We start from the raw sequence: 24,506 nt of genomic DNA, 5'->3' as shown, positions 1-24,506 counted from the left end.
CTCCATTCTCAAAAATATGCGATGGTATGGCGGATCATTCGCCCTTCAATTCAGCAAGTCGTGCAATCACCTTATCCCGCTTATCCATGTAGTCTGCCATCTTCGCTTTTTCCTCTTCGACTACTTTTTCAGGTGCCTTGGCCATAAATCCGGCATTGTTGAGCTTTTTCTCAATGCGCTCCACTTCGCCGTTGAGTGTCGCTACTTCTTTTTCCAGACGCTTTAGCTCTTGCTCGATATCGATTAAGCCTGCCAATGGAAGGAACAATTCTGCTCCCGTGATCACAGCAGACATCGCTTTATCAGGCGTAGCCAGATCCAAGCTGATTTCCAGACGCTCAGGGTTGCAGAAGCGAGTGAGGTAGTGCTCACCGCGTGTCAGTCGCTCAGCGGACAATGCATCGCTTGGCTTGATCAAGAGCTCAATTTTCTTGGACATCGGTACGTTTACTTCTGCTCGGATATTACGTACGCTGCGGATGATATCCATCAACTGGTTCATTTCGCTTTCTGCTTCCGCAAAAATCCATTGCTCGTTAACGGTTGGCCAAGGTGCTACTGTGATGCTCTCGCCTTGGTGCGGCAATGCCTGCCAAATTTCCTCCGTGATGAACGGCATGAACGGATGCAACAGCTTGAGCGTTTGATCCAGAACCGTTACCAGAACGGATTGCGTGGTTTTCTTCGCTGCTTCATCTGTACCGTACAGCGGCAGCTTCGCCATCTCGATATACCAATCACACAGGTCATCCCAAATAAAGTTGTAAAGCACACGGCCTGCTTCACCGAATTCAAATGCATCAGACAGACGGGTTACATCTGCGATTGTCGCTTGCAGGCGGGAGAGAATCCATTTGTCTGGTGTAGACAGCTCACCGCTCAAATCGATTTCCTCGTATTTGAAGTCAGTCAGGTTCATCAAGGCAAAACGGGACGCGTTCCAAATCTTGTTCGCGAAGTTGCGGTTTGCCTCGACCTTTTCCCAATAGAAGCGTTGGTCATTCCCTGGGGAGTTCCCGGTCGCCAGTGTGTATCGCAGCGCATCCGCTCCGTACTTCTCAATCACTTCCATCGGATCGACACCGTTGCCGAGTGATTTGGACATTTTGCGGCCCTCGGAGTCGCGAATAATGCCGTGGATCAAAACGGATTCAAACGGACTTTTCCCGGTAAATTCAAGACCAGAGAACATCATGCGAGCTACCCAGAAGAAGATAATATCGTAGCCTGTTACCAGGACATTCGTTGGATAGAAGTATTTCATGTCCTCGGATTCTTCCGGCCAGCCCAGTGTCGAGAACGGCCATAGACCAGAGGAGAACCATGTATCGAGAACGTCGTTATCCTGCTCCAGCTTGTGGCTGTGGCAGCTTGGGCACTCAGTCACATCTGTGCGAGATACAATCGTTTCGTTACAATCTCCGCAATACCATGCAGGAATTCGGTGCCCCCACCAAAGCTGACGGGAGATGCACCAGTCGCGGATGTTTTCAATCCAACGCAGGTAGTTCGTCTTGAAGCGCTCTGGGACAAATTTCACGCTCTCAGGGCTGTTTGCATTAGCCAGTGCTTCATCAGCCAAAGGCTGCATTTTTACGAACCATTGGGTAGAAAGATATGGTTCTACGACTGCATCGCTGCGCTCACTATGTCCAACCTGATGAATATGCTCCTCAACCTTGAACATAACACCTTGCTCAGTCAAGTCTTTGATGATTTGCTTGCGGCATGCAAAGCGATCCAAGCCCTTGTAGATACCTGCCAGCTCATTCATCGTACCCGTCTCATCCATGACAACGATTTGTGGCAACTGATGGCGAAGACCCAATTCAAAGTCATTCGGATCGTGAGCTGGCGTAATTTTTACAGCGCCAGAACCAAACTCAGGATCAACGTAGTCATCAGCTACGATTGGAATTTCGCGTCCTACGATTGGCAAAATCACGGTTTTGCCGATCATGTCCTTGTAACGCTCATCTTCCGGATGTACCGCTACAGCCGTATCACCGAGCATCGTTTCAGGACGGGTTGTAGCTACTTCGATATAACCGGTGCCATCTGCCAATGGATAACGCATGTGATGCAGCGCACCTTTTACTTCCTTGTAGATTACTTCGATATCGGAAAGAGCCGTGCGAGCAGCAGGGTCCCAGTTAATGATGCGGTTGCCGCGATAGATCAAGCCTTTTTCGTACAGGCGAACAAATACTTCGCGTACAGCTTGGGACAAGCCCTCATCCATGGTAAAACGCTCGCGGGAGTAATCCAGGGCAAGACCGAGCTTTTCCCACTGTTCACGAATATGCGAAGCGTAAATGTGCTTCCACTCCCATACCTTTTCCACGAATTTTTCGCGGCCCAGATCATGACGAGAGATGCCTTCTTCACGCAAGGTAGCTTCTACACGCGCTTGGGTTGCAATACCAGCGTGGTCCATTCCTGGCAAGAACAAGGCGCTGTAGCCTTGCATACGCTTGGTACGCGTAATGATATCTTGCAATGTCGTATCCAGTGCGTGGCCCAAGTGCAATTTACCAGTTACGTTCGGTGGTGGGATAACAATCGTAAACGGACGTTTATTCGGGTCACGTTCTGCCTTGAAAAATTGTTTTTCGATCCAATACGGATACCATTTGTTTTCTGCTGCTTTTGGATCATAGTTTTTCGGCAGCAATTGGTCGATGTCGGTTGTTGGCTGTGTAGACATGTACGACTCCTCCTATTCGCATAACTTGCTTTGCAAAAAATAAAAAAACCCTTCATCGCAAAGGACGAAAGGATTATTTTCGCGGTACCACCTTTGTTAACACACAATAAACGTCATGCTTATGGTGTGTTCACTCTGACAAGATAACGGTTGCGAACCGGTCTCGGCTAGGCACATGCTTTCACCGAAAAAACTCCTGGGCGACCTTCAGCCATTCATGACCTTAGAGAATCTCGCAGCTACTGATTCTCCTCTCTGCCAAGGTGTCCTGACTTACTCTTCCCACTCATCGTTCATATCGTATGTAGTTGTCTTATTGTTAGCTTTCACTATTATATACAATCACGCTGTTTGGCGTCAAACCCGGGTTTCGCCCACTTTTCCAACTGCAATGCCCAGCGCTTCGGTAAAACCGAGAACGCCCAAAATATCGAGAATTTCTTCTCGGACATTGACGATTTCTACCTGTTTACCCATGGCCAACAGTTCTTTCGTGGTAAAAAACAGGCTTCCAATACCGGAAGAATCTACAAAGGAGACACCTTGAAAATCGACGGTAACGGATTGATTTCGCCCTCCATACTGCTGGAGCAATTCACCTACTCGATCTCCTACAGCCATGTCCAACTCTCCGACGAAAAACAATGTAGCCTGTCCGTTCGCCTCTGTTGCGCGGTAGTCCATGCTCAAACTCCTCTCAATAGGTATCGGTACACCCAATCTGCTCGTCCTTTTACTATATTACCCATTTTCATTCACTTGCAAACATTTGGCTTTTTGGAAATCGTTGCTTTAACGAGAAAGGATACATTCAAGAATAAGCTTTGTCCCTGCGAGCGAGCTACTCAAATAAACACGATCACAGTATTGCAGGATCACGTGAAAACCGGCCCCCAGCGAGTGGCGTGTAGAAAATCCTTGCTGTAGGGTAGCTCGCGGAATGTCCTCGAGCAAAATTCCTTGCCCTTCATCATGGATCACAGCCCGGCACATCTGCCTGTCATTCGATAAGTATAACGTGACCACACCGCCATTTCCGTGCTTCAACGTATTGGAAGCAGCTTCGTTGACGGCAACGAGAAACTGCAGCAATCGTTTATCCGAAATGCCAAGTGGCTCCAAGGCTTGCTTGAACAATTTACGCAGTTCTGCAAGCTGCTCCGGTAAACGGATATCGATCGCCAAGAGCTTATTCCCTTCCCGAAGCAAGAAAAATAATTCTTCATCACTAAGCAGCAACAGCTTACCTTCTGTGACCACACCGAGAATATCTCTGTATATCTCCCATTCCCGTCTTTTGCGTTTTCGTTCTTCTGCAATGACAGCGGTGACATCAATCAAAGCGATTCCACAGGTCCGATCCGGCAATACAGATGTGTATAAATCGAACACCTTTGTACCATCCGTTGTGACAATCTGCTCCCTCACAGGTCCACCCGTTCCAGCCGCCTCTTCAACCAGCCGTTGCATTTCTTGCTCTACTTCCACATTCGCACGAGCGTCACCCAGCGGACGCACTTGCCCTTCATCGTAAAGATAGAGGAAAATAGTCTCGATCTGACGCAGTATAGATAACTTCTGAATCTCTTGTTTTATTAATCGCCCCCGCTCATCGTCTCGATCCTTCCAATGTAACAAGACGTCTGTAGGGTCCAATTCGCCACTCATGTGCCACGTGTGAAATTCTTCCAGGAGCAATCGCTCCAGGACATCTTCCCGTCGCAAAACTTTTTCGATATCGATAATGTGGTACGGATCCCCTGCTATACCACGCAATCCGCTACCGATAATTCGGAAATCGTAGGCGAGCTCTATTTCTATGCGTCCGTGCAAAACATGATCAGAACTGCTTAACCCAATGGTCGTCCGACTCACTGCTACCAGCTTCGCCTGGAACGATTCCATCGTTGCTAGGTCCGTCACCTTTACAGTGCGGGGCGGAACTACTTTATTCGCTGCACCGCCAGAACGTAGCGCGACAAGGCAATTATCACAAGTGGGATTGTCCGGACAACGCTCACACAAAATCACAGTTCATCCTCCTATTCACTGACGCAACTACACGAGGGCTATACTCTCTTCAGGCTCAAACTGAAGAATCAACACAGAAATATCATCTGTTTGTTGTCGCTGCTGTGTTATCTCCATTAAGTAGGACTCAACTCGATTCATCGACTCCTGCTTACTGTCACCAGGCGCATGTAATAAGGAGGTTAGTTCTTCTAGCCAATGCCTGCTGCCTCGAAACATATCTTTTCTCCCTATATCCATTAAACCATCTGTGTAGAGTAATAGCATGCCCTCTTCTTCTAAGGGTACCTCCTCCATTTGGTACGTGCTATCGGGCGAAAGCCCTAGGCCTACCCCACCCTTGCAGGCTAAAACGGTTTGATTCGATTTGGACAAATAAAAAGGCTGTGGATGTCCTGCCCTGCTAAATCGAATTTTGTGTTCCACTTCATCATAGACAGCAACCAGCATCGTAATGTAAGAACGGGTTTTCACCAAATCTGCATAAAGCAACTGGTTTAGTCTTTCCAAAATCTCATCCGGCAAATAACTGGACTGCAAAACCTGCCGTACGGCAATCCTAATCCCCGTTGCCCAAATACTGGCCAAAAAACCGTGCCCAGACACATCGGCAATGATAAAACAGGTGTAGCGATCATTGATTTGTCTATAATCGATGTAATCGCCGCCTACATAATCGACTGGTACGTAAACCGTTCTTGTCCGCAAACTGGTCAACTGCAATTCTTCTGTGGGAATGAGCATCGACTGCATGCGTCTAGCCAGCTTCATCTCCATCTCGATTTCTCGCTGTCCTGATGACTGGTCCTGTTGGCATCTGAGGATCAACGCCCGAATGTTCACGAGGAGCAGCCCATAAAAAGATTTCTCCAGTTCCTTTAGATCACGGTCATTGACGTTACTCTGGGCGAACAAGCGTACATAACGCGGTGCTTGAGCGGTATCACAATGCTCCGAGACAACAATGCGCTCCTCTACTTCGCGCTGCACTTTTACGCTTTCTTTGTTGCCACGCTCGATTCGAAAATAGACAACACCTAGAGCCGATTCAAACGAGATCGACAGAAAGCACGGCTTGTCCATTTTCACAAACCACGTATCGACCAATTCTTCTATAAATGGCATGAGACTCTCGTAATTGACTTGGCGCTTGCTTTGCTCGTTGCTGGTCATCACGAGATACTCGTAATTCTGTTTCAATTCCATTAGTTTGACCAATTGATGATTCATCCCCGGGCCACTCCCATACACACTTTAGCATAATTCTTTCTTTCGGGAATTGCGAAAAGGGTTTTGGCAATTTTCAAAAACATTGTGATCACCTTTATTCATTTCGTCCTAGCCTTCCTGCCCTACACCTTCCCTTTTCGGGCACCATTCAAACCACTATCTACTTTCCATGAAAATGTTTTAGGCGTTTTCTCAAGGTTGTAGACACTGTCCAAAGTTGCCGCGCATATGCTGGAATGAGGTGATTGTGATGAATTTTCGTTGGAAGTATAACCCTACGTATTTACGGATTAAATACGGTTGCAAACAGGTGCTTTTTCCGCTGTTGGTTTTTCAGTTTGTCCGAACGGTTGTGTTTCCTACCTCTTTTGATGTCATCCTTCTCGGTTTGCTAGCCATGCTCTACGTTGCCATCTCTCTTGAATGGTTATAAAAAAGAAAAACAACGCCCCACGCGGTGAGACGTTGCTCGTTAAAAGGCTTGCTGGACCCAACGATGCAGGCGCATCAGGCGGTCCATATCTTTTTCAAAACGTTGGACAGCATAAAACTCGCTCCACTCGCGGGGATGATGATAATAAATATCCAAGTCCCGCATGATCCTCTCCGGGTAGGACAGAAACGAAGCCATCAGTTCAATTTCTTCCGGTTGCAGCGGAAATATCTCGGCGTAGCGATGAAATAGTTGCGAAGCCCCAGCCTCATCCCCCGCCATTTGAAAATAAGTACGATAAAATAGTGTTAAATCACGCACTGGTGTATCAAAGCTGGCACGATCAAAATTAAGCAGCCGTCCTTTTCCCGATCGATCTGGCACAACATGCTCTGGATTCGGGTTACCATGGATCAACGATAAGCGAAAATGAGCATGTGTCTCATGGCGTTCTCGCCAATCGGTCAACAAGTCTGTCGCTGTTTGGGCCATTTCTTCAATAAACTCCTTGTTTGCCAAAAACACCAGATCAAAAGGGGAAGGATATTTGCGTTCCTGGGCAATGGTTGCCGCCTTATTCATTTGGTCTTGCCAATATTGCCAACGGTTAAGCAAGGAGTCGACAAGTGGCTCTACCTGTCTCGGATCATCGTAGCGATAGTTTTGTGTCAGTTGATGAAGCTCCGCCAAACGCTCCAAGGTAGGGGGCGCCCAAGACAAGGGCTGTTCGGCCCACTCCTCGCTTCCTGGCTGCCAGGGGGTTACGTAAAAGGCAGTGCTACCCTGTTGAACAAACGGATCATCGTATTTCGTGTACGTAAAGGGAACAGCCCCATCCCATCCGCGGTGCTGCAATTGACGCAGCATATCGCTGATAAAAACAAGACGTTGAGCAGGTATTTGCGCTCGTTTGCATACGAAGGAGCCGTAGGGAGTCGTCGCCTTAAATACATTTGGTTCCTTTAAAACGTCAATGCTCTGGGCATACATGTCATACTCTTTGAACAAAGGAGCAATGTCATCATACCGACTCATAGACTCCCTCCCTCCTCGAACGCTCGGCCCGCTCTGCAATATGCCGGAGAAGCAAGTCAACAGATTGTTGGCTCTTCAAGGCGTGCTCAATACCAGTGATCGACGCTTCTTGATCCAGCGATACGCGTTTCACGTACGATTCGATACTCCTGTACACTTCACGAGGACGAGCCATAAAGGCGAGTATCAACGAATAGTCTCCATAGGTGAGTGGCTTGATCTCTTCATAGCCGTCAAAAAAAGCGTCAATCTGCTTCAGATCCTTATGGGTTAAAAAGTGATCGCGTAAAAAGGTGGCAACGTCGCGTTGCTGGACAGAAATCACCGGCCTGAAAAAGCCTCTCAAGTACAATTTCCCGTTTATCATTCCCCAGTTGTCACGCAAAAGGTCCCGATGGGATACAGCGACAGCCTCCGGAGTAATTCGCTCATGGGCAAGCATCGCAGCGGAACGGTCCATTCTTTGCAGCATAGGGGTCATGAGTTCCGATACCCAACGATTTTCCTTAGAACCCCGCCCAGATTTGGCTCGAAATGATTCGACCAGCTCTTTGGCGCGTCTTCCTTTTTCCTCCACTTGCTGCATTTCCTGCTTGAGCAAATCACGTCCAGACAGTAAAGGACTTTCCTGCTGAGACTGGTGCATCATCGCGATCACGCGTCCACATTGCCTCGCAATTTCTTGGCCGGGCTGATAGTCTTCGAATTGTCGGTGATGGTCGGTCATGGTAACGCCACGTTTACCCAAGATCAAAAATGGCTTGGTGTCTCTCGTCCGAATAAACCGCTCCACTTCTCGAAACCCCTGACGAGCCAGTCGTTCGCGCCAGGCAAACGACCAGCGCATCACATCTACACGCGGCCAAACGTGGAGTTCTTTGGGGCCCCGGTTTGTCTCCAGTAAATAGCAATCATCAAGGGGCGTAATTCGGATTACGCGCGCCCGATATTGCTGGCAAACCTCGGAGAGATCAATTTTATCCACGGTCCCCCACTCCTCTATTGTGGGATGTACAAAATCTGCCCTGCTACAAGCTGCTCGGAAGCTAATCGGTTTACTTCCACAATTTTGGAAACAGGCAAGGAGTATCGTTGTGAAATTTGCTCTAACGTCTCATCTCTTTGAATAATGCACATTTTCAGCTGACTGGAACGCTCTTCTTTTCTCCGAACAAACGACGTGAGGTTTTGCATGGCCTCCATCGTAGAAGGACTGGCATTCGCCGCAGACCCATGTCGCGAAGAGCTAGATGAAGATTCCGCCTCCAGCGCCATCGCTTCCTGTTTGGCACGACTCGCTTGTGAGAAGATGGAAGTAATGTTCACGCTGCTTCTTTCTTCCTGAGAGGGTTTCCCTGAAATCGCCACTCGCACTTCTACATCTTCCGCGGCAGCCTCTGGTTGTGCAACGACTGGTTCTGCTTCTTGCTCAGGCTCTGACTCGGATACAACACTGGCTTCCACCGCTTCTTGCACTGCTTCCTGCAGCTCTGCTTCCTGCAGCTCTGCTTCCTGCAGCTCTGCTTCGACTGACGAGCCAGTGGATTCATTGGAAACTTTCTGGTATGCGATTGCCTGTTGATCGTGTATAGCCAGTATAGGCTCCTCAAGTCCTTGTTCTTTTTCGGCAATTTCCCTCATCTGCTCTTGCTCATCTGCCAATACTGTCTTCTCGGAATAGGAGTCAGAAGAATCGTACGACGCAGATTGTTGGGAATCGAAGTCATACGAAATAGGAGCAGTCTCCCAGGACTCCGGAGGATGGGACTGTGTCACTTCCAGCACATCACCGTATTGCTCGTAGTATTCACCCTCATTGGATTGAGCAATAGCCGGAGTGTCGAACATGGAGGGAGATTCGGTTGATTCATAGGATGCCGGCAATGCCTGCCGCTCTAATTCCTCCTCCAGTGCACTCAGCTTTTGATCAATGTCATCGAGGGACGTCTGTTCTGTAAATTCTTGCCTATCATCCCCAGCAGCGAAGGTGTATTCCCATGCGCCTTCGTCTGGACTGGCAGCCTGTGTTTCGATCTGCTCCGCTTTTTCAGCTCTATCCCCAAGGACGATTCCCAAAATCTTCAGATCCGCATCGATTAGCATTTGATGTGGTGATTCCAGTTTGTAGTCAAAGCTGTCCACAATTGCGTAGATGTCTCCGATCTCAGTAATCCGATCCAATGGAATGGTAATGTTTAACGGAATGCGATGACCGATCTGTTCCTCCCAGCCATAAAAGGCTTGATCCGATGCTTCCTGGCGAAAGGGGGTAAAAGTCATGGCCTCAACCAGAGATTCTCCTTCGCCGCCTGTCGCTTCTGCGGCTTCCCTGATTGGCTCGTACTTCCCTACTAATTGCAAGCAACCCGTGATCGAGATGTAGGAATCGTTTTCCAACACCTCCACATCTGGAACCAATTCCAGCTCTTGCAATTCACCTATTCCAGCTCTATCGGATGAGAGGAAAATGGTCTCCTTGATGGCAAAAGAGAGTTGCCCATCCTGTAATGCCATTCGTGCTCCTCCTTTCAAGTGCAGGACATTTCCCTATACTATATGGACAGGACGAGCCGTTTAGCACCGAAAAAAAAGGAAAAACCGGGGTTATCTATCTCCCCGGTTTTACAGACGCAATCCATTCTGCTATTGCTTTTTTCCCCTGATCAATACAATCTGGTACACCTACGCCACTGTACGACGCACCTGCCACGATTACACCAGGGAGTTTTTCTCTTAATTGATTGTTCACATCCTGAACCCAAGCCTGATGTCCGACAACATATGGTATGGCATTTTGCAAGCGTGATACGTTATAAAAATCCGGCTCTGCTCGAATCGTCATAATCTTGCGCAGATCGCGGAGGACAACCTCCAAAATTTCCTCGTCTGTCTGCTCCATGAAGGATTGCTCTCCTGCTCTCCCTACAAAGCTGCGCAGCAAGGCTTTGTTTTTCGGCGTCGTATGCGGCCATTTTCGATGCGCCCACGTACATGCGGTAATTTTTGCGCCAGAATTGCGAGGTACAATAAATCCTGTCCCTTCCATCCCTAAATCAATGGCTGACTCTGGAAAAGCCATCGCAATGGTTGCAACCATATGCGGCTTCGCTTGTGGCAGGGTAGGAACTTGTACATAAGGACGGAACAACGGCTCTGCGACAGCATGTGGTACGGTAAACAGCACCGTATCCGTTTCCATCGTTTCTCCATTTTTCAATACCAAGGTGTACTTCCCGTCTGGCCGTTTCACCAGTTCTTTGACACCGGTATTCTTCGAGATGACTTCTTCAGGCAAGCTCTTCTCGATTGCCTCAACAAAAGACTGCAAGCCGTTCTTCAACGTCAGGAAGATACCTTTCGGCTTTCCTTGCGTTTTGGCTTGCGGGCGAGAATGCTTCATCGCTAAAATCAGGCTGCGATGTTGCCTCTCCATTTGGGCGAATTGAGGAAAACTCGCAAGCAAGCTGAGATTATCGAGATCCCCGGAGTAGACACCGGACAATAAGGGCGCTATAAGATTATCAATAACTTCATTACCTAGCCTACGCCGGAAAAAGTCACCCACAGAGATATCGCCGCCTCCTTTTGAGGCAGGAAGAACGAGATCCAGAGCGGCCCGAAGCTTGCCCGGCCAAGAAATGAGATCAGTCGTCACAAAAGGCATGACCTTTGTCGGCACACCCATGACCGCTCCTTCTGGTATAGCCTTCAGGCGATCCTGATGCCAAATATAAGCTTGGCCTGTACTGTTGCGAACGAGATCATCCGCAAGCCCCAAGTCCACTGCCAGCTCAGCTGCACTTGTTTTCCGTTCGAGAAATGAATCGGGACCTTGTTCTATTACAAATCCTTCGTGACGCCATGTCTTGATTTTCCCACCAAGTCGTCCCTGCTCTTCAAGCAGTTGAAAACGGATGGGCAGGCCTTTTGCTTCGATTTCCTTTTGTAAGTAAAAAGCAGCGGCCAATCCTGTGATGCCGCCGCCTATAATCGTAATATGATAGGTATTATCGCTCATATGATCGATCCCCTAATTCGCCAGCTTCTTTCCGACTGCATCAGCCAGACAGGAAATGAACGCAGGTCTGGCGTTAGGCATCGGTGGACGATAGTAATGTACCCCTAGCTCATCTGTAACCGCTTTGCATTCCACATCATTATCAAACAGAACTTCCAAATGCTCCGCAATAAATCCGACAGGACAGTAAACAAATGCTTGGTAGCCTTTTTCTTCGTACAGCTCTCTGGTCAAATCCTGTACATCTGGTCCCAACCACGGATCAGGTGTATTTCCGGCGCTTTGCCATCCGATTGCATAGGAAGCGATCCCTGCTTGCTCGGCAATGAGCTTTGCGGTCTCTTCCAGTTGCATCGGGTACGGATCACCAGACTTCAAGATTTTTTCCGGCAGGCTGTGAGCGGAGAAGATCACGACTGCTTGTCCACGCTCTTCATCCGTCATCGTAGCAAATGTCGCTTGAATAGCATCTGCCCAATATCCGATGAAGCCTGGTTCCAAATACCAGCTCTCAATGCTGTGGATGACAGGTCCGCCGATTGCCGCGGAATGCTCCTGTGCTCGTCCATTGTATTCTTTAACACTGTAGCTGGAATAATGAGGCGCCAGAACAAGACTGATCGCTTCCGTAATTCCATCGCGTTTCATTTGCTCTACTGCGTCTTCGACAAACGGAGCGATATGCTTCAAGCCAAGGTACCCTACAAATTCACGGTCTGGGTAGCGTTTGTTCATTTCCTGCTCGAGAGCGCCCACCTGCTCATCCGTAATGTCTGCAAATCGATTCAATCCATCTACAGCCTCGTAACGCGCCATCAAATCATCGAGCAGTTCTTGCGGTGGCTTACGACCACGGCGAATGTGCGTATAATATGGTTCAATCTGTTCAGGACTGCGTGGCGTTCCATACGCCATTAACAAGAGTCCGATCTTCTGCTTTGACATGTAAGCGCCCCTCCTGATTAGACGTCCCTTTTGTAACTATGGATGAACTTCGTCAGTTGTTGCAGTGTTTCTACTTTCGCGTCAGGGAATACGCCGTGTCCCAGATTGAAAATGAAGCCTGGCTGTTTTGTGCCTTCATCCAAAATTTCCTTCGCCTTCGCTTCGAGCTTCTCCCAAGGAGCCAGTAGCAGCGTTGGGTCCAAATTGCCTTGCAGCGTCTTCGTCACACCCATTTCACGAGCTGTTGTAATCGAAGTACGCCAGTCCAGACCAACCACATCAACAGGCAAGCGGTTCCAATCCATCAAAAGATGACCAGCGCCGATACCAAAATAGATCGTTGGCACGCCAGTATCTTTTAGCGCGTTGAAGATACGCGTCATGACTGGTGTAATGTACTCGCGGTAATCTTCGTCATTCAATGCACCAACCCACGAATCAAATACTTGCACAGCTTGTGCGCCTGCTTTGATTTGCGCTTTGAGGTAGGTGATCGTCATATCGCCCAGTTTTTCCATCAGCGCCTGCCAAGCAGCTGGCTCGGTATACATGAAAGCTTTTGTCTTATGATAGTGCTTGGAAGGGCCGCCTTCGATCAAATAGCTAGCCAGTGTAAATGGTGCACCTGAAAAGCCGATCAATGGAACAGATAATTGCTGACGCAAAATTTTAATGGACTCAAGAATGTATGGCACATGTGTTTCCGGATCGAGCTCAAGCAGACGCTCAACATCCTTCAAGGATTCGATTGGGTTTGCGATTACAGGACCGATCCCCGATTCGATATTCACATCCACGCCAATCGGTTTTAGTGGCGTCATGATGTCTGCAAACAAGATTGCAGCGTCAACACCCAATTGCTCAACGGGCAGACGTGTCACTTCCGCGCAAACTTCCGGTATGTAGTTCATTTCAAAAAAGCTATGCTTCGCGCGGATGGCGCGGTATTCTGGCTGATAACGCCCTGCCTGACGCATGTACCAGACCGGAACATGCTCTGTCGCTTCACCGCGACATGCTTTCAAAAACGTATCGTTAAAAGTTTTTGCGGTCATGAATAAACCTCGCTTTGCACAATTATGTCTCCTTCAATATGATACCATTCGTCATTCGACAAGTAATGTCTCTTTTGTGTCAAAATCTTTTCGTTTCTCTCATTTCCAATCCTATCCATCAGTGTTTCCAAAATTCTCCTATTGAATGCGAACGTCTCCACTAGAACTTCGCACAGTCATTTTGGGTCCACCTGATCCAATCGATGCCTTCACATTGTATTCCTCGTCCTTTTCATAGGTAAGGTTAGACCAGCTGGTTTCGATGGAACCTGTATCTGTCGTAACTTCCAGCTGTGCCGCAGCAGGCTCCTTGGCTACTGTCACTCGAATATCCCCCGTATCCGTTCGAATGGAAACGTCATGGGTCAGCTCAGGCATTGTCAGTTTATCAATCTCGCCTGTGGAGCTTTCGATTACAACGGCCGAGCGAACATTCGCCAGATTGATATCACCTGTAGCTGTCTGGACGTCAAGCGCTTCTCCTTCATAGCCCGACACGTTCACATCTCCATTGCCGGTGAAGATTTTCGTGTTCTTTGCACGCAGCATTCCACTCTTGATATCCCCTGTCATCGTTTCAAGCTGGACGCTCTCATACACTTTTTCTGGCAGGAAGAGCTCCAGCTTTACCTTCCCGTTTCGAGGATAAAACATATTAACATGAGGGCGTTCACGAAGTTCTACGAGCAGCGTACCATCTGGTGAGACTAAACTACGAAAGTCCAGTCGCTCCTGCTGTTGTTCGGATACTTCCCCGACCATCCGTACGCTCGCTTTTGGTTGCTTGCTTGCCATGATTTCCACATCAGCCGCTTCCGTCAGCAACTCAATCGCTTTTACCTCTTGTTCGATCACCCGCTCTTCATTGACTTGTTTTAACGAAAAGGAGAAATTTTCTTGCTTCGTAAAGAGCCAGATGATTCCACATATACCGATGATGAATAAAAGAAGACTTATGCCAAAGAGTCTTTTTCCCAAATTTCGCATCTCATTTCCCCCTGATCATCTTCACGTTGAACTGGAGATAACGCAAGAACTGGCGATACAGCCATTTCGTCAATCGCAGCAAGCCGATGGCAAACATTCCGCCCAATCCTACGGAAACCATACTGGAGAACAACAAGAAAAGTCGCTCTTGAGAGGGGGCAGGAATCCCGTAATCCAAAAATATTCCTACTGGCGCGACCAATAGCGCAGCAGTCATCGCATACAACCCCATCAATATGCCGATCAGGCCTAAAAATGGCCCCAAAACGAAGATGAGATTGAAAAATCCCAAGCTGATCGTCGCGACAATCGCTCTCGTCATATTCCCTACCGATGCGTTGGACTGTGCCTGATCAATTCGGTAGCCAGCCAAAAGCTCGCGTGCCACTAGCTTCGGACTTCCCAATCCTTCCGCAATTTCGTGCTCCGTCTTTCCTTGTTTCATTCCCAAGAGAAAATGCTCTGTATAATCGGCAAGGATGTCTAAGCGTTCTTTATCGGGCAAAGCGCTAAGCAAAGCATTTAACTCATCCATAAACTCACGCCTTGTCATATCCGAGTCCCTCCTCTATGATCTCATTTACCCCGCGGTTAAATATTCGCCACTCCAAAACGAGGTCATTCATGTATTGACGGCCGCGATTTGTCAGCTGGTAATATTTCCGTGGGGGTCCCTCTTGTGATTCCGCCAAATAGGTCGTAAAAAATCCTTCCTGAGTCAAACGGCGAAGCAAGGGGTAAACCGTTCCTTCAGAGATATGGAATTTTTCTGAGATGCTTGCAACCAGTTCGTAGCCGTATCTGTCCTGCTTAGCTGTCAAGACGAGAACACACAGCTCCAGAACCCCTTTTTTAAACTGTACGTTCATCAACATCACCCATGTCAAAGCTTACCAAAGGGCTACTATATATTGCAAGGTACTTCATAATAAAAGATGGACAGGGAGGTTTTTCTCCACCCCTGTCCGGTCAAACCTTATTTTTTTACTTCAACAATGCGGTTTTCTACTTTTGGATTGACCGTTTTACGCTTGATCAGGCCTTCCTCCACAATGCTGTACATGGACAAGCCTGTGTTGAAGAATGGCTTTTTCAACGATTCGTAACCATCTCCACCTGCTGCCAGGAAGTCGATCGTTGCCAATTTATACGTTTTGGTCAGGTCAAGCGGCTTGTCGCCAACTTTTACTTCTACTACGCGCTCGCCGGCTGGCTTGGATGGGTTGTACGTGAAGCTCATGCCGCTTACTTGCGGGAAGCGTCCTGCTCCCTCTTCTACCTTGCTCACGCCGTTTTCGAGGGCTTTCTTCAACTCTTCGCCTGTTACTTCTACGACCGCCAGTGTATTGTTCTCGAATGGCAGGAGCGTGTACAGACCTTTTTTCGTGATATCGCCTGCTGGCAGCTGTGTACGGATTCCACCGCCGTTCGCCAGTGCTACATCTGCCTCATAGCCTTTGATGGACTGCGTGCGCTCCAGCATGATATCTGTGATCAGGTTACCTACGTTTGTTTCCTTCGTACGGACCAGTGCACGGTCGCCATCGAGTGGCACTTCGGATTTCGCAATGACAACATTCATTACCGTATCGATCTTGCTCACGATTTCTTTTACCATCTTGTCTACTTCTGGATCAGCCACAACCGCTTCATCGTACTCTTTCAAACCGCCGCTGAATGCTACCAGTTCTTTGCCGAGGTAGTAGAGGTCAGCGCGTCCGAGAGATTTGCCGTACTCCCAGTCTTGTACGATGTACGTGCCGTTTACGAGTTCAGGTGCTTTCAGAGGAGTATGGGAGTGACCGCCAACAATCAGGTCAATGCCAGGAACGTTTTTCGCGATTTCACGGTCTACGTTCACTCCGATATGGGAAACGACAATCACGTGATCTACTTCTTTTTTCAGCTCAGGTACAAGTACTTTTGCCACTTCTACCGGGTTTTTGAATGTCAGTCCTTTTACGTTGTCAGGGTGAGTCAATACAGGTGTGTCTTCCGCTACAAAACCAACAAAGGCGAATTTCTTCCCACCAATCTCTGCTTTGAAAACAGGTGGCAGCAATTCTTTTCCATCTGCCTTGAACACGTTAGCAGAGATGACTGGATGCTCGAGCATGTCACGCAGCTTGAGCAATTGCTCATAACCGAAGTCAAACTCATGGTTACCTGCAGCCATTACGTTGTAGTCGAGGCTGTTGAGGATCGGAACAACAGATTCGCCTTTGAATTGGTTCACGAAAACGGTACCTTGGAAGGTATCACCAGCGTCCAAGAGCAAGAAGTTTTCGTTCTCTGCACGCCATTCCTTGAGCAAGGTTGCGATTTTGGCAAAACCGAATTCTTTCTGGTTCTTGTCTTCTTGAATATGACCGTGTGTATCGTTGGTATGGGCAATCGTTACATGTGTGGTAGCCGCATCACCCAATGCTTGGAAAAATTCACCGCGCGTTACAGTCGCCTTGTTGTCGAGCTTCACTTTGTAGCCAAGTTTGTCAGCCATTTGTGTAAGCTTGGCAGATGTTACCGCTTGCGCAGGGTTTTTATAGTCGTCTTGTGTGAGAGCACCTTGGCTCTTTGCCCAGTCGAAGTAAGGAGTAGACCAATGAGCACCTTTAGCGGCAGCTCCCACTTTTGCCTCTTTCAATTTGGAGAAAACAACAGTAGCTTCTGCGAGAGTCACAGCTCGATCCAAAGCAAGATCGCCATTTTGACCCGCTGATACAATTGCCTTTTTCACCATCCAGTCAACGTGCTGTACGGGATGCAAGGGTGCTGCAAAAGCTGAGGAAGACATCAGCGATGCAAAAACGATGGATGCAAATGCTGTCATCGTAATTCGACGTGCCTTTTTCATGTGTATTTCCCCTCTCGTCTATGTATAAATAAATAGGATAACGTTTTCATTATAGCAAAATTTGCTAGGACTATGGTGTGATTATTGTTTACTTTCTGTTTAGAAAGCTCTTGAAGGCTTCTGCCATTTTCTCTGGTGCCTCTACCATGCCCATATGCCCAACATCAGGCAACAGCACTTGCTCGACGTTATTTTTATCTACTGTAAAAGTTTTTTCAGAAGGAATGATCTGGTCCTCTGATCCTGCGACTAATAGCACAGGCAAGGTCGTTTCTTGCAGCACATGATTGCGATCCGCTCGATCACGCATGGCGATTAATGTTTGGATGGCTCCAATCGGGCTCGTCGCAAAACCGATCTCTTTTGCTAGCTGGACTTCTCCTCTCATCGTGTCGATATGGGAAGGTGCGAACAGCTTCGGTACGAGGGCTTTGATAAACGGCTCCATTCCATTTTGGCGGATGTTGTCTGCACCTTTATCGCGATTCGCTTTGGCAGCGTCGTCATCCGGATATGGCGTCGAATGGATCAACCCAAAGCTCGCCAGCTTGTCCGCGTATTGATTTGCAAATGCCAGGGTCACATACCCACCGAGCGAATGTCCAAACAGATGAATATTCGCTAAACCCAGCTCATCTACAAACAAAGCCAGATCGTCTGCAAAGCGCTCGATCGAATACGGTTCATCAGGCGCCGAGCTGTTGCCATGACCACGCAAATCGATTGCAATGACACGATGCGTTTTAGACAGGAGCGGCACTAGCTTATGCCAGTAAGCTGAACTCCCGCAAAAACCGTGGATCAAAACAAGCGATTCCCCCGCTCCTTCTTCTACATAGGCTATTTTGATGCCGTTACTTAGTTGGACTTCCTTTTTCATCGAATCATACTCCTTTATTGTTTTGTTTTTTTCTTGTCAAGATGTGCTACCGACCCTTAGGATTGGAAAATAACCCTTGTTCCGAAAAACATGAAAGAGGTGCAGCTAGTAGATGGTATACCCAAAAACAGGTTCCGTGATCGTCAGGGACGGCAGAGAAATGACGTACACACACATTCAGGCAAATCAGACGCCATCTCGCTCCGTCTGTTTTTTCTTTCCCGGAGCCAGCTATTCGTTCGACAGGCCTTATCTGTATTATTCTACCATGCTTTTTTTGAGCAAACAGATCGATCTCGTCCATGTGCACGCTGCGTATGGAAAAGAAATCCCCGATTTCGAAACCAGCTCATTCGCAAAACGCAGCGCTTGGATCAGCGAGGATATGCAAACGGCTGTCTCCCAAGTACTAGATCAGCAGGAGTATGAACGTGTTTTCTTTCTCGGGAAATCACTCGGAACGATTCCCATTGTATGCTCTTTGCTCAAGGAACCTCATTTTTCCCGTTCGCCTGCGATCCTGTTGACTCCGTTGCTGAGGGAGGATTTGGTCGTGGCAGACTTGCTTGCGCTGGAGCAAAATGTCTTTCTCGTTTCAGGAACTGCTGATCCCCACTACCATCAGCCTACTCTCGAAAGAATCATTACTTCCAAACCAAATATTCATCAGTATCTGCCACAAAACGCAAAGCACTCCCTAGACATCGGTCTGCAGGTTGACCTTTCCTTACAAGTCTTACAGTCTATCATGGATGAACTGGGTTGTTTTTTGGACAAGTCGCTGGACATTTAAGCAAAACGCTTCGATACCCGCTTTAACGCTTTTTTCATTTGCTTGCGTCTGCATTGCAACACTTTTTGGATGAATTTTTTTTCGGACTTTTTCAAACACCCTTTTGGTACCCGTTTGATCGCTTTTTTGATTTCTGAAGTAGGCAGAGATTGGATTTTTTTCACCATCTTGTCAAGCTGCTTTCGATTTTCCCGCGTGAACCGCTTCAATCCGTAGGGAATTCGTTGCTTCTTTTTGTCTCCGGTATGCAAGCAAAATTTGTATGCTTTTTTACAGGAGAACTTTTTCTTTGCTCTGCGAAGATTCCATTTATCAGGATTGCCAAACAATGATATGCCGTGATCGATGCCATACCATTTGTATTTCTTCCATGATTTTCTTCGGTAGAGAATCAAGTTGCGATTCGAACGGTCCGGGTTAAGAATCCATGCATCGAAAGCCACCAAACGTGCTAATTTTTTGGCATTCTTGATATACTTTTGCGGTTTTTTCTTTACGTAAGACTTCGCCTTTTTCCAAGGAATAACCTTCCTGGCATTGGCTTTGACAGAGACAAGGCCGCGTTTAATGTGCCCTCGTGGCCCTCTAACATGAGCCTGTAATACTTTTGCAACGGGTAACCCAAGTTTTTTGGCCAAGTATGCAGCGATGTATTCGTTCGCGACAAGAATGCGATAACTCTTGCGATGATGCGCCCGGACATTCGATTTAAAGTATCCCTTCCGATTTTTCCGTTTGCGAACTCTCCAAATCAACCGACCGTAACGCTTGCGCAAGTGCTTTCGATAACGCCATTTCAATTTCACCACACTTGTCACCCCTGTCCTGTTTTTTACAGTATACGAGTCTGGATTTGAATTGGTGAAACCAAACAGCCAACACCTCCCGCATTTGGGTTTAAAAGGTGTTGGCCGTTTAGAGGTGCTGCTTCGCTGTTCCTTTACCGAAGCGGGATTAAAATTTCGTACGTGTTCTCTACCCGAGCAGACTCATGCACAGAAGGAACGTACCGTTGATCGTATCGCTCCATTCGAAGAGCATACTCATCTACCTGATGGTCGCTTGCGTTGAGCCAACCAAACAAACTGTGATACGTATTTTGGACCTGTTCCATTGGACCTGTGTGGGTAAAGCGGGCGTATGTCTTCGCTGGAATGGTGAAACCCACCATGCCCTCAGGGATATGCTCAAAACGCTCTACTTCCACCACAATGTATTCGGTATACATTTGATACGTCCGATTCTCGGCGCTGATGTCGTAACGAATATCTGGTGAAATCACGAGAGGAATCTCATCCTGACGCTTCAAAAAAGTCTCCCAAAGTTTGGGCATGTATTCGACAAGCATCGGAAAAGAACCGGAGAAGCTAAGCCCAACCAGATGTTTTTGCGGTACGTGAACAATCGTCCCTTCCATCTCTCCACCTCATTCATCTGCATTTTCCCTCGTATTTTGACAGGAGGTGGAAAAATCCTGCAAAAATGCAAAAAAAAACACCTCCCGCCAATAAGACAGGAAGTGCTTTCTCCTTTTCATTGCTTTTATTCAAACGCTTTTTTCATCGCTTTGTAGCTTGCTTCAATCGTCCGTTCGATATCTTCATCAGTATGAGCCAGGGAAACGAACATACCCTCAAACTGGGAAGGCGGGATCATGATGCCTTCCTCCAGCAGATAGCTAAAGTACGCCGAGAAACGCTTCAGGTCAGATGTTTTCGCTGTTTCGTAGTTGATAACTGGCGTCTCTGTGAAAAACAGACAAACCATGGAGCCTACGCGATTGAGCGTGTGCGGAATGCCCAGCTTCTTGGCATTGTCAGCCAAGCCTTCAGCCAAACGAGCAGACATCTTCTCCAAGCGCTCGTAAGCGCCTGGTTTGCTGAGCTCTTGCAAGGTAGTCAAGCCAGCAGCCATCGCCAAAGGATTTCCTGACAGCGTACCTGCCTGATAGATTGGTCCTGCTGGAGCCACTTGCTGCATGATCTCCCGTTTGCCGCCGTATGCACCTACTGGCAAGCCACCGCCGATGACTTTCCCCATCGTTGTCAAATCCGGAGTAATGCCGTACAGCTCTTGTGCGCCGCCCAAAGCTACACGGAAGCCAGTCATGACTTCATCGAAAATCAGCAGTGTCCCATGCTTCTCCGTAATTTCACGCAGTCCTTCGAGGAAGCCTGGCTGTGGAGGAACGACTCCCATGTTGCCACCGATTGGCTCCACAATAACTGCTGCCAGATCATCGCCAAACGCTTCAAATGCCAGCTTGACGCTTTCCAGATCATTGTAAGGAACAGTAATCGTGTTGTGTGCTGTTCCTTCAGGTACGCCTGGGCTGTCTGGGAGTCCTAGTGTAGCCACACCGGAACCTGCTTTGATCAACAGGCTGTCAGCATGTCCATGGTAGCAGCCTTCGAACTTCATGATTTTGTTGCGTCTGGTATAGCCACGCGCGAGGCGCAGAGCGCTCATCGTCGCCTCTGTACCGGAGTTCACCATGCGCACGACCTCTACAGATGGCACGATCTCACAAACGAGCTTTGCCATTTCTGTTTCCCGCTCAGTCGGTGCGCCGAAGCTCGTTCCAAGCGCAGCCACTTCCGTAATCGCTGCAAGGACACGCGGATGCGCATGACCCAAGATCAATGGACCCCACGAGCCGATGTAGTCAATATAGCTGTTTCCATCCACATCAAAAATGCGGGAGCCTTCTCCTTTTGCAATATAAACAGGATTGCCGCCAACGCTCTTAAAGGCACGTACCGGACTGTTTACTCCGCCTGGTATGTAATGCTGTGCTTCTGCAAATAACTGAGTAGATTTTTCTCTATTCATCTCGTGCTCACCTCGCCAGCCATTTTGCAACATCTTTTGCATGGTACGTAATGATCATATCTGCACCTGCGCGCTTGAAGCCAACCAGTGTTTCCATGACGATACGCTCTTCATCAATCCAGCCATTCAGCGCTGCCGCTTTTACCATGGAATACTCGGCACTCACATTGTAAGCCACGATCGGCAGGTTGAAGTTCTCACGCAGACGAAGAACCATGTCCATGAAGGCAAGGCCTGGCTTCACGATCAAGAAGTCCGCGCCTTCTTTTACATCAGAAGCTGCCTCGCGCAGACCTTCACGTGCATTGGCCGCGTCCATTTGGTAGCTTTTGCGATCGCCAAATTGTGGAGTCGAGCCTGCCGCATCGCGGAACGGCCCGTAGAAAGCAGAAGCGTATTTCACCGCATAGGACATGATCGGAATGTGCTCAAAGCCAGCCTCGTCCAAAGCTTCACGGATGGCCATCACGAAACCGTCCATCATGTTGGAAGGTGCAATAATATCTGCTCCAGCTTTTGCTTGGGAAACGGCGGTCTGACCCAAAAGCTTCAATGTTTCATCATTCACGACTTCCCCATCGTGAATGACACCACAGTGGCCATGATCGGTGTATTCACACAGGCATGTATCCGCAATCACGATCATTTCCGGATGGGCTTCCTTGATCAGACGCATCGCCTGCTGGGTAATCGCATCATCATTGTACGCCTCTGTTCCGCATGCGTCTTTATGCGTGGGCACCCCAAACATCAAAACAGCTTGAATTCCCAGCGCTACGATTTCCTTCATCTCTTCGGCCAGTGTGTCCAAGGAGAGCTGATACACGCCTGGCATGGACGGAATCTCATTCTTAATTCCGGTTCCTTCCACTACGAACAACGGATAAATCAAGTCTTCCACCCGTACGTGGTTCTCCCGCACCAGATTGCGCATAGCCGCGCTTTTGCGAAGACGGCGATGACGGTCAAATGTTTGTGCCATGTCGATTCCCTCCCAGATTCTCTATAATAGCTGCTAGTAATCCTTCCACGGTGTACTCACTCGCTACCGCATGAACAGAAAGACCGTTTTGCTTTGCTGTGTCTGCCGTTATTGGTCCGATACAGGCTATCTGAACGTGCTTAAGCCAGTCTAACGATGCATAGGGCTCCATCGCTGCCATGAAATGCGTCACCGTTGAAGAGCTGGTAAACAAGATAATATCGATGAGACCTTGCTGTAGCTTTTCCGCTGCGTCTGGAGCGTGCTCTGCATCAATTACAGTGTGATACACATCTACCTCTGTCACAGCTAGCCCCAAGCGAGCCAACTCCTTTGGAAGTGCCTTGCGGGCGATATCTGCACGAGGCAGCAGAACGCGCTGACCAGGGAGCAGCTGATCATACAAGCTCGACAGCAAGCCCTCCGCCACGTAATCAGACGGGATGACAGCTACTTCGAGCCCGTGATGCTCCAGCTCCTTGGCCGTCTTCGGACCGACCGCAGCAATTTTGCCAGTGAACGCTTCAAGTCCTACCCTGACCTCGCGCATGCGCTCCAAGAAGAAGCGCACGCCATTCACACTCGTGAACACCACCCAGTCGTATGTTGGCAACTGGGTGATGGCTTCGTCGAGTTTGTCAGTGTCTGTCGGCGGCATCATTTTTAACAGGGGAAATGCGTACGCTTCTCCACCTAACCGCTCGATATGTTCAACGAGCTCGCGAACCTGATTTCTTGCCCGCGTGACCATGATGCACTTGCCAGTCAGCGGCTTGTGCGATCCGTGGACAATCATTGCTCATTCTCCCGCAATACTTGCGCAAGTACGTCTCCCGCTCCTTGCGCCAGAAGAGCTTCCGCCACTTGAATGCCCAGCGCTAGCGGATCTTGGCCAGTCGCCGTGTTTTTGAACATTTGCTTCCCATCTGGAGAGCCAACCATTCCGGTCAACGTAATTTCATTGTTCTCTCCAACTGTCGCGTATGCGCCAATCGGCACCTGACAGCCGCCTTGGAGCTTATGCAGGAAGCTGCGCTCTGCAGTTACCGCCAAGCGAGTCGGTGCGTCATCAAACTGCTTCAAGAGAGCGAGTGTCTCCTCATCGTCTGCACGGCATTCGATGGCAAGCGCACCCTGACCGACTGCTGGCAAGCTGATTTCAACAGGCAGGAACTGCGAGATTTCCCCTTCAAAATTCACGCGCTCAAGTCCAGCCGCAGCGAGGATGATCGCATCAAAATTACCTTCCGCAAGCTTACGCATGCGCGTATCAATATTTCCACGAAGAGATTCGATCTGAATGTCAGGGCGATGTGCGAGAATTTGTGCTGAACGGCGCAAGCTACTGGTCCCTACCAAAGCTCCTTGTGGCAATTCATCCAATGTCTTGCCGTCCTTGGAAAGCAGGACATCCCGGGGATCAACACGCTTCGGAATCGCGCCGATTACCAAGCCCTCTGGCAATTCAGCCGGCATATCCTTCAAGCTGTGTACGGCAAAATCGGTTTCCTTATCGAACAAGGATTGCTCGATTTCTTTGACAAACAATCCTTTTCCGCCTACTTTGGACAAAGTCACGTCGAGGATTCGATCGCCTTTTGTCACGATTTCATGCAATTCAAAATCAGCTTCAGGTGCGAACCCCTTTAGTTTATCAACGACCCAATTCGTTTGGGTGAGCGCCAATTTGCTGCGACGCGTTCCCACTTTCCATTTTCCCATGA

Annotated in this window: 23 protein-coding genes and 1 other annotated feature; of the genes, 2 read left to right on the top strand and 21 right to left on the bottom strand. The window is 48.5% G+C overall.

Annotation, left to right across the window (positions count from 1 at the left end; all coding sequences use genetic code 11):
- Positions 1–34: 34 nt before the first annotated feature.
- The 4 genes from C7R94_RS12945 to C7R94_RS12930 all read right to left on the bottom strand — a co-directional run bounded on the left by C7R94_RS12945 (position 35) and on the right by C7R94_RS12930 (position 5,968).
- Entirely contained in the window at positions 35–2,707 is a 2,673-nt protein-coding gene (locus C7R94_RS12945; protein WP_106781710.1) for a valine--tRNA ligase, read from the bottom strand.
- A 57-nt stretch (positions 2,708–2,764) separates the two neighbouring features.
- Positions 2,765–3,006: a binding site (T-box leader), on the bottom strand.
- A gap of 58 nt (positions 3,007–3,064) precedes the next feature.
- Positions 3,065–3,391 (bottom strand): STAS domain-containing protein, encoded by a 327-nt coding sequence (locus tag C7R94_RS12940; protein WP_007726674.1) that lies wholly within the window; start codon positions 3,389–3,391, stop codon positions 3,065–3,067.
- A gap of 108 nt (positions 3,392–3,499) precedes the next feature.
- Positions 3,500–4,738, bottom strand: coding sequence for an ATP-binding protein (locus C7R94_RS12935; protein WP_106781707.1), 1,239 nt, complete (start codon positions 4,736–4,738; stop codon positions 3,500–3,502).
- Positions 4,739–4,765: 27 nt separating this feature from the next.
- Positions 4,766–5,968: a PP2C family protein-serine/threonine phosphatase gene (locus tag C7R94_RS12930; protein ID WP_106781705.1), complete on the bottom strand. Its 1,203-nt coding sequence runs from the start codon at positions 5,966–5,968 to the stop codon at positions 4,766–4,768.
- Between the two features lie 250 nt (positions 5,969–6,218).
- On the opposite strand from C7R94_RS12930, the gene C7R94_RS12925 reads away from it, so the two are divergent.
- Positions 6,219–6,401: a hypothetical protein gene (locus C7R94_RS12925; RefSeq protein WP_026133903.1), complete on the top strand. Its 183-nt coding sequence runs from the start codon at positions 6,219–6,221 to the stop codon at positions 6,399–6,401.
- A 39-nt stretch (positions 6,402–6,440) separates the two neighbouring features.
- Here C7R94_RS12925 and C7R94_RS12920 read toward each other — a convergent pair whose 3' ends face one another.
- From C7R94_RS12920 to C7R94_RS12870, 11 genes are all read right to left on the bottom strand, one after another.
- Positions 6,441–7,436 (bottom strand): protein kinase family protein, encoded by a 996-nt coding sequence (locus tag C7R94_RS12920; protein ID WP_106781703.1) that lies wholly within the window; start codon positions 7,434–7,436, stop codon positions 6,441–6,443.
- Positions 7,423–8,421 (bottom strand): phosphotransferase, encoded by a 999-nt coding sequence (locus tag C7R94_RS12915; protein WP_106781702.1) that lies wholly within the window; start codon positions 8,419–8,421, stop codon positions 7,423–7,425. Before C7R94_RS12915 ends, C7R94_RS12920 begins: the two co-directional genes overlap by 14 nt.
- 14 nt (positions 8,422–8,435) lie before the next feature.
- Complete coding sequence (locus C7R94_RS12910) at positions 8,436–9,950, bottom strand: LysM peptidoglycan-binding domain-containing protein (protein WP_106781700.1); 1,515 nt, start codon at positions 9,948–9,950, stop codon at positions 8,436–8,438.
- 94 nt (positions 9,951–10,044) lie between these two features.
- The gene (gene hemY, locus C7R94_RS12905) at positions 10,045–11,454 is read right to left on the bottom strand and encodes a protoporphyrinogen oxidase (protein ID WP_106781697.1); all 1,410 of its coding nucleotides are present in this window, start codon (positions 11,452–11,454) and stop codon (positions 10,045–10,047) included.
- A 12-nt stretch (positions 11,455–11,466) separates the two neighbouring features.
- Positions 11,467–12,399: a ferrochelatase gene (hemH, locus tag C7R94_RS12900; RefSeq protein ID WP_047072855.1), complete on the bottom strand. Its 933-nt coding sequence runs from the start codon at positions 12,397–12,399 to the stop codon at positions 11,467–11,469.
- Between the two features lie 17 nt (positions 12,400–12,416).
- The gene (hemE, locus tag C7R94_RS12895; RefSeq protein ID WP_047072857.1) at positions 12,417–13,454 is read right to left on the bottom strand and encodes a uroporphyrinogen decarboxylase; all 1,038 of its coding nucleotides are present in this window, start codon (positions 13,452–13,454) and stop codon (positions 12,417–12,419) included.
- Between the two features lie 138 nt (positions 13,455–13,592).
- Positions 13,593–14,441, bottom strand: a complete 849-nt coding sequence (locus tag C7R94_RS12890; RefSeq protein WP_106781695.1) for a DUF4097 family beta strand repeat-containing protein — start codon at positions 14,439–14,441, stop codon at positions 13,593–13,595.
- Position 14,442: 1 nt separating this feature from the next.
- On the bottom strand, positions 14,443–14,994 hold the full coding sequence (locus C7R94_RS12885) for an HAAS signaling domain-containing protein (protein ID WP_106781692.1): 552 nt from the start codon (positions 14,992–14,994) through the stop codon (positions 14,443–14,445).
- Complete coding sequence (locus C7R94_RS12880; RefSeq protein WP_017247513.1) at positions 14,981–15,310, bottom strand: PadR family transcriptional regulator; 330 nt, start codon at positions 15,308–15,310, stop codon at positions 14,981–14,983. The genes C7R94_RS12885 and C7R94_RS12880 overlap by 14 nt, the downstream gene beginning before the upstream one ends.
- Before the next feature lie 107 nt (positions 15,311–15,417).
- On the bottom strand, positions 15,418–17,295 hold the full coding sequence (locus C7R94_RS12875) for a bifunctional metallophosphatase/5'-nucleotidase (protein ID WP_106781690.1): 1,878 nt from the start codon (positions 17,293–17,295) through the stop codon (positions 15,418–15,420).
- 88 nt (positions 17,296–17,383) lie between these two features.
- A complete protein-coding gene (locus C7R94_RS12870; RefSeq protein ID WP_106781688.1) occupies positions 17,384–18,175 on the bottom strand; it encodes an alpha/beta fold hydrolase in 792 nt (263 codons plus the stop codon).
- 112 nt (positions 18,176–18,287) lie between these two features.
- Here C7R94_RS12870 and C7R94_RS12865 point away from each other — a divergent pair, with 112 nt between their 5' ends.
- Positions 18,288–18,968 (top strand): alpha/beta hydrolase, encoded by a 681-nt coding sequence (locus C7R94_RS12865; protein ID WP_106781685.1) that lies wholly within the window; start codon positions 18,288–18,290, stop codon positions 18,966–18,968.
- On the opposite strand, the gene C7R94_RS12860 is transcribed toward C7R94_RS12865, so the two are convergent.
- The 6 genes from C7R94_RS12860 to hemC form a co-directional block, all read right to left on the bottom strand.
- Positions 18,965–19,774: a HipA family kinase gene (locus C7R94_RS12860; RefSeq protein ID WP_233220542.1), complete on the bottom strand. Its 810-nt coding sequence runs from the start codon at positions 19,772–19,774 to the stop codon at positions 18,965–18,967. The two genes, C7R94_RS12865 and C7R94_RS12860, sit on opposite strands and share 4 nt — an antisense overlap.
- Positions 19,775–19,908: 134 nt before the next feature.
- Positions 19,909–20,385: a GyrI-like domain-containing protein gene (locus C7R94_RS12855; RefSeq protein WP_106781681.1), complete on the bottom strand. Its 477-nt coding sequence runs from the start codon at positions 20,383–20,385 to the stop codon at positions 19,909–19,911.
- 125 nt (positions 20,386–20,510) lie between these two features.
- Entirely contained in the window at positions 20,511–21,800 is a 1,290-nt protein-coding gene (gene hemL, locus C7R94_RS12850) for a glutamate-1-semialdehyde 2,1-aminomutase (protein ID WP_106781678.1), read from the bottom strand.
- Positions 21,801–21,807: 7 nt separating this feature from the next.
- Entirely contained in the window at positions 21,808–22,782 is a 975-nt protein-coding gene (hemB, locus tag C7R94_RS12845) for a porphobilinogen synthase (protein WP_106781676.1), read from the bottom strand.
- Complete coding sequence (locus C7R94_RS12840) at positions 22,766–23,578, bottom strand: uroporphyrinogen-III synthase (protein ID WP_106781674.1); 813 nt, start codon at positions 23,576–23,578, stop codon at positions 22,766–22,768. The genes hemB and C7R94_RS12840 overlap by 17 nt, the downstream gene beginning before the upstream one ends.
- Positions 23,575–24,504, bottom strand: coding sequence for a hydroxymethylbilane synthase (hemC, locus tag C7R94_RS12835; protein ID WP_106781672.1), 930 nt, complete (start codon positions 24,502–24,504; stop codon positions 23,575–23,577). Before hemC ends, C7R94_RS12840 begins: the two co-directional genes overlap by 4 nt.
- Positions 24,505–24,506 lie beyond the last annotated feature (2 nt).

The sequence above is a fragment of the Brevibacillus sp. NRRL NRS-603 genome (assembly GCF_003013445.1).
GTDB classification, from domain to species: Bacteria; Bacillota; Bacilli; order Brevibacillales; family Brevibacillaceae; genus Brevibacillus; species Brevibacillus formosus.
Note: the sequence above shows the minus strand (reverse complement) of the source record. Positions and strands in the feature narration are given on the sequence as shown.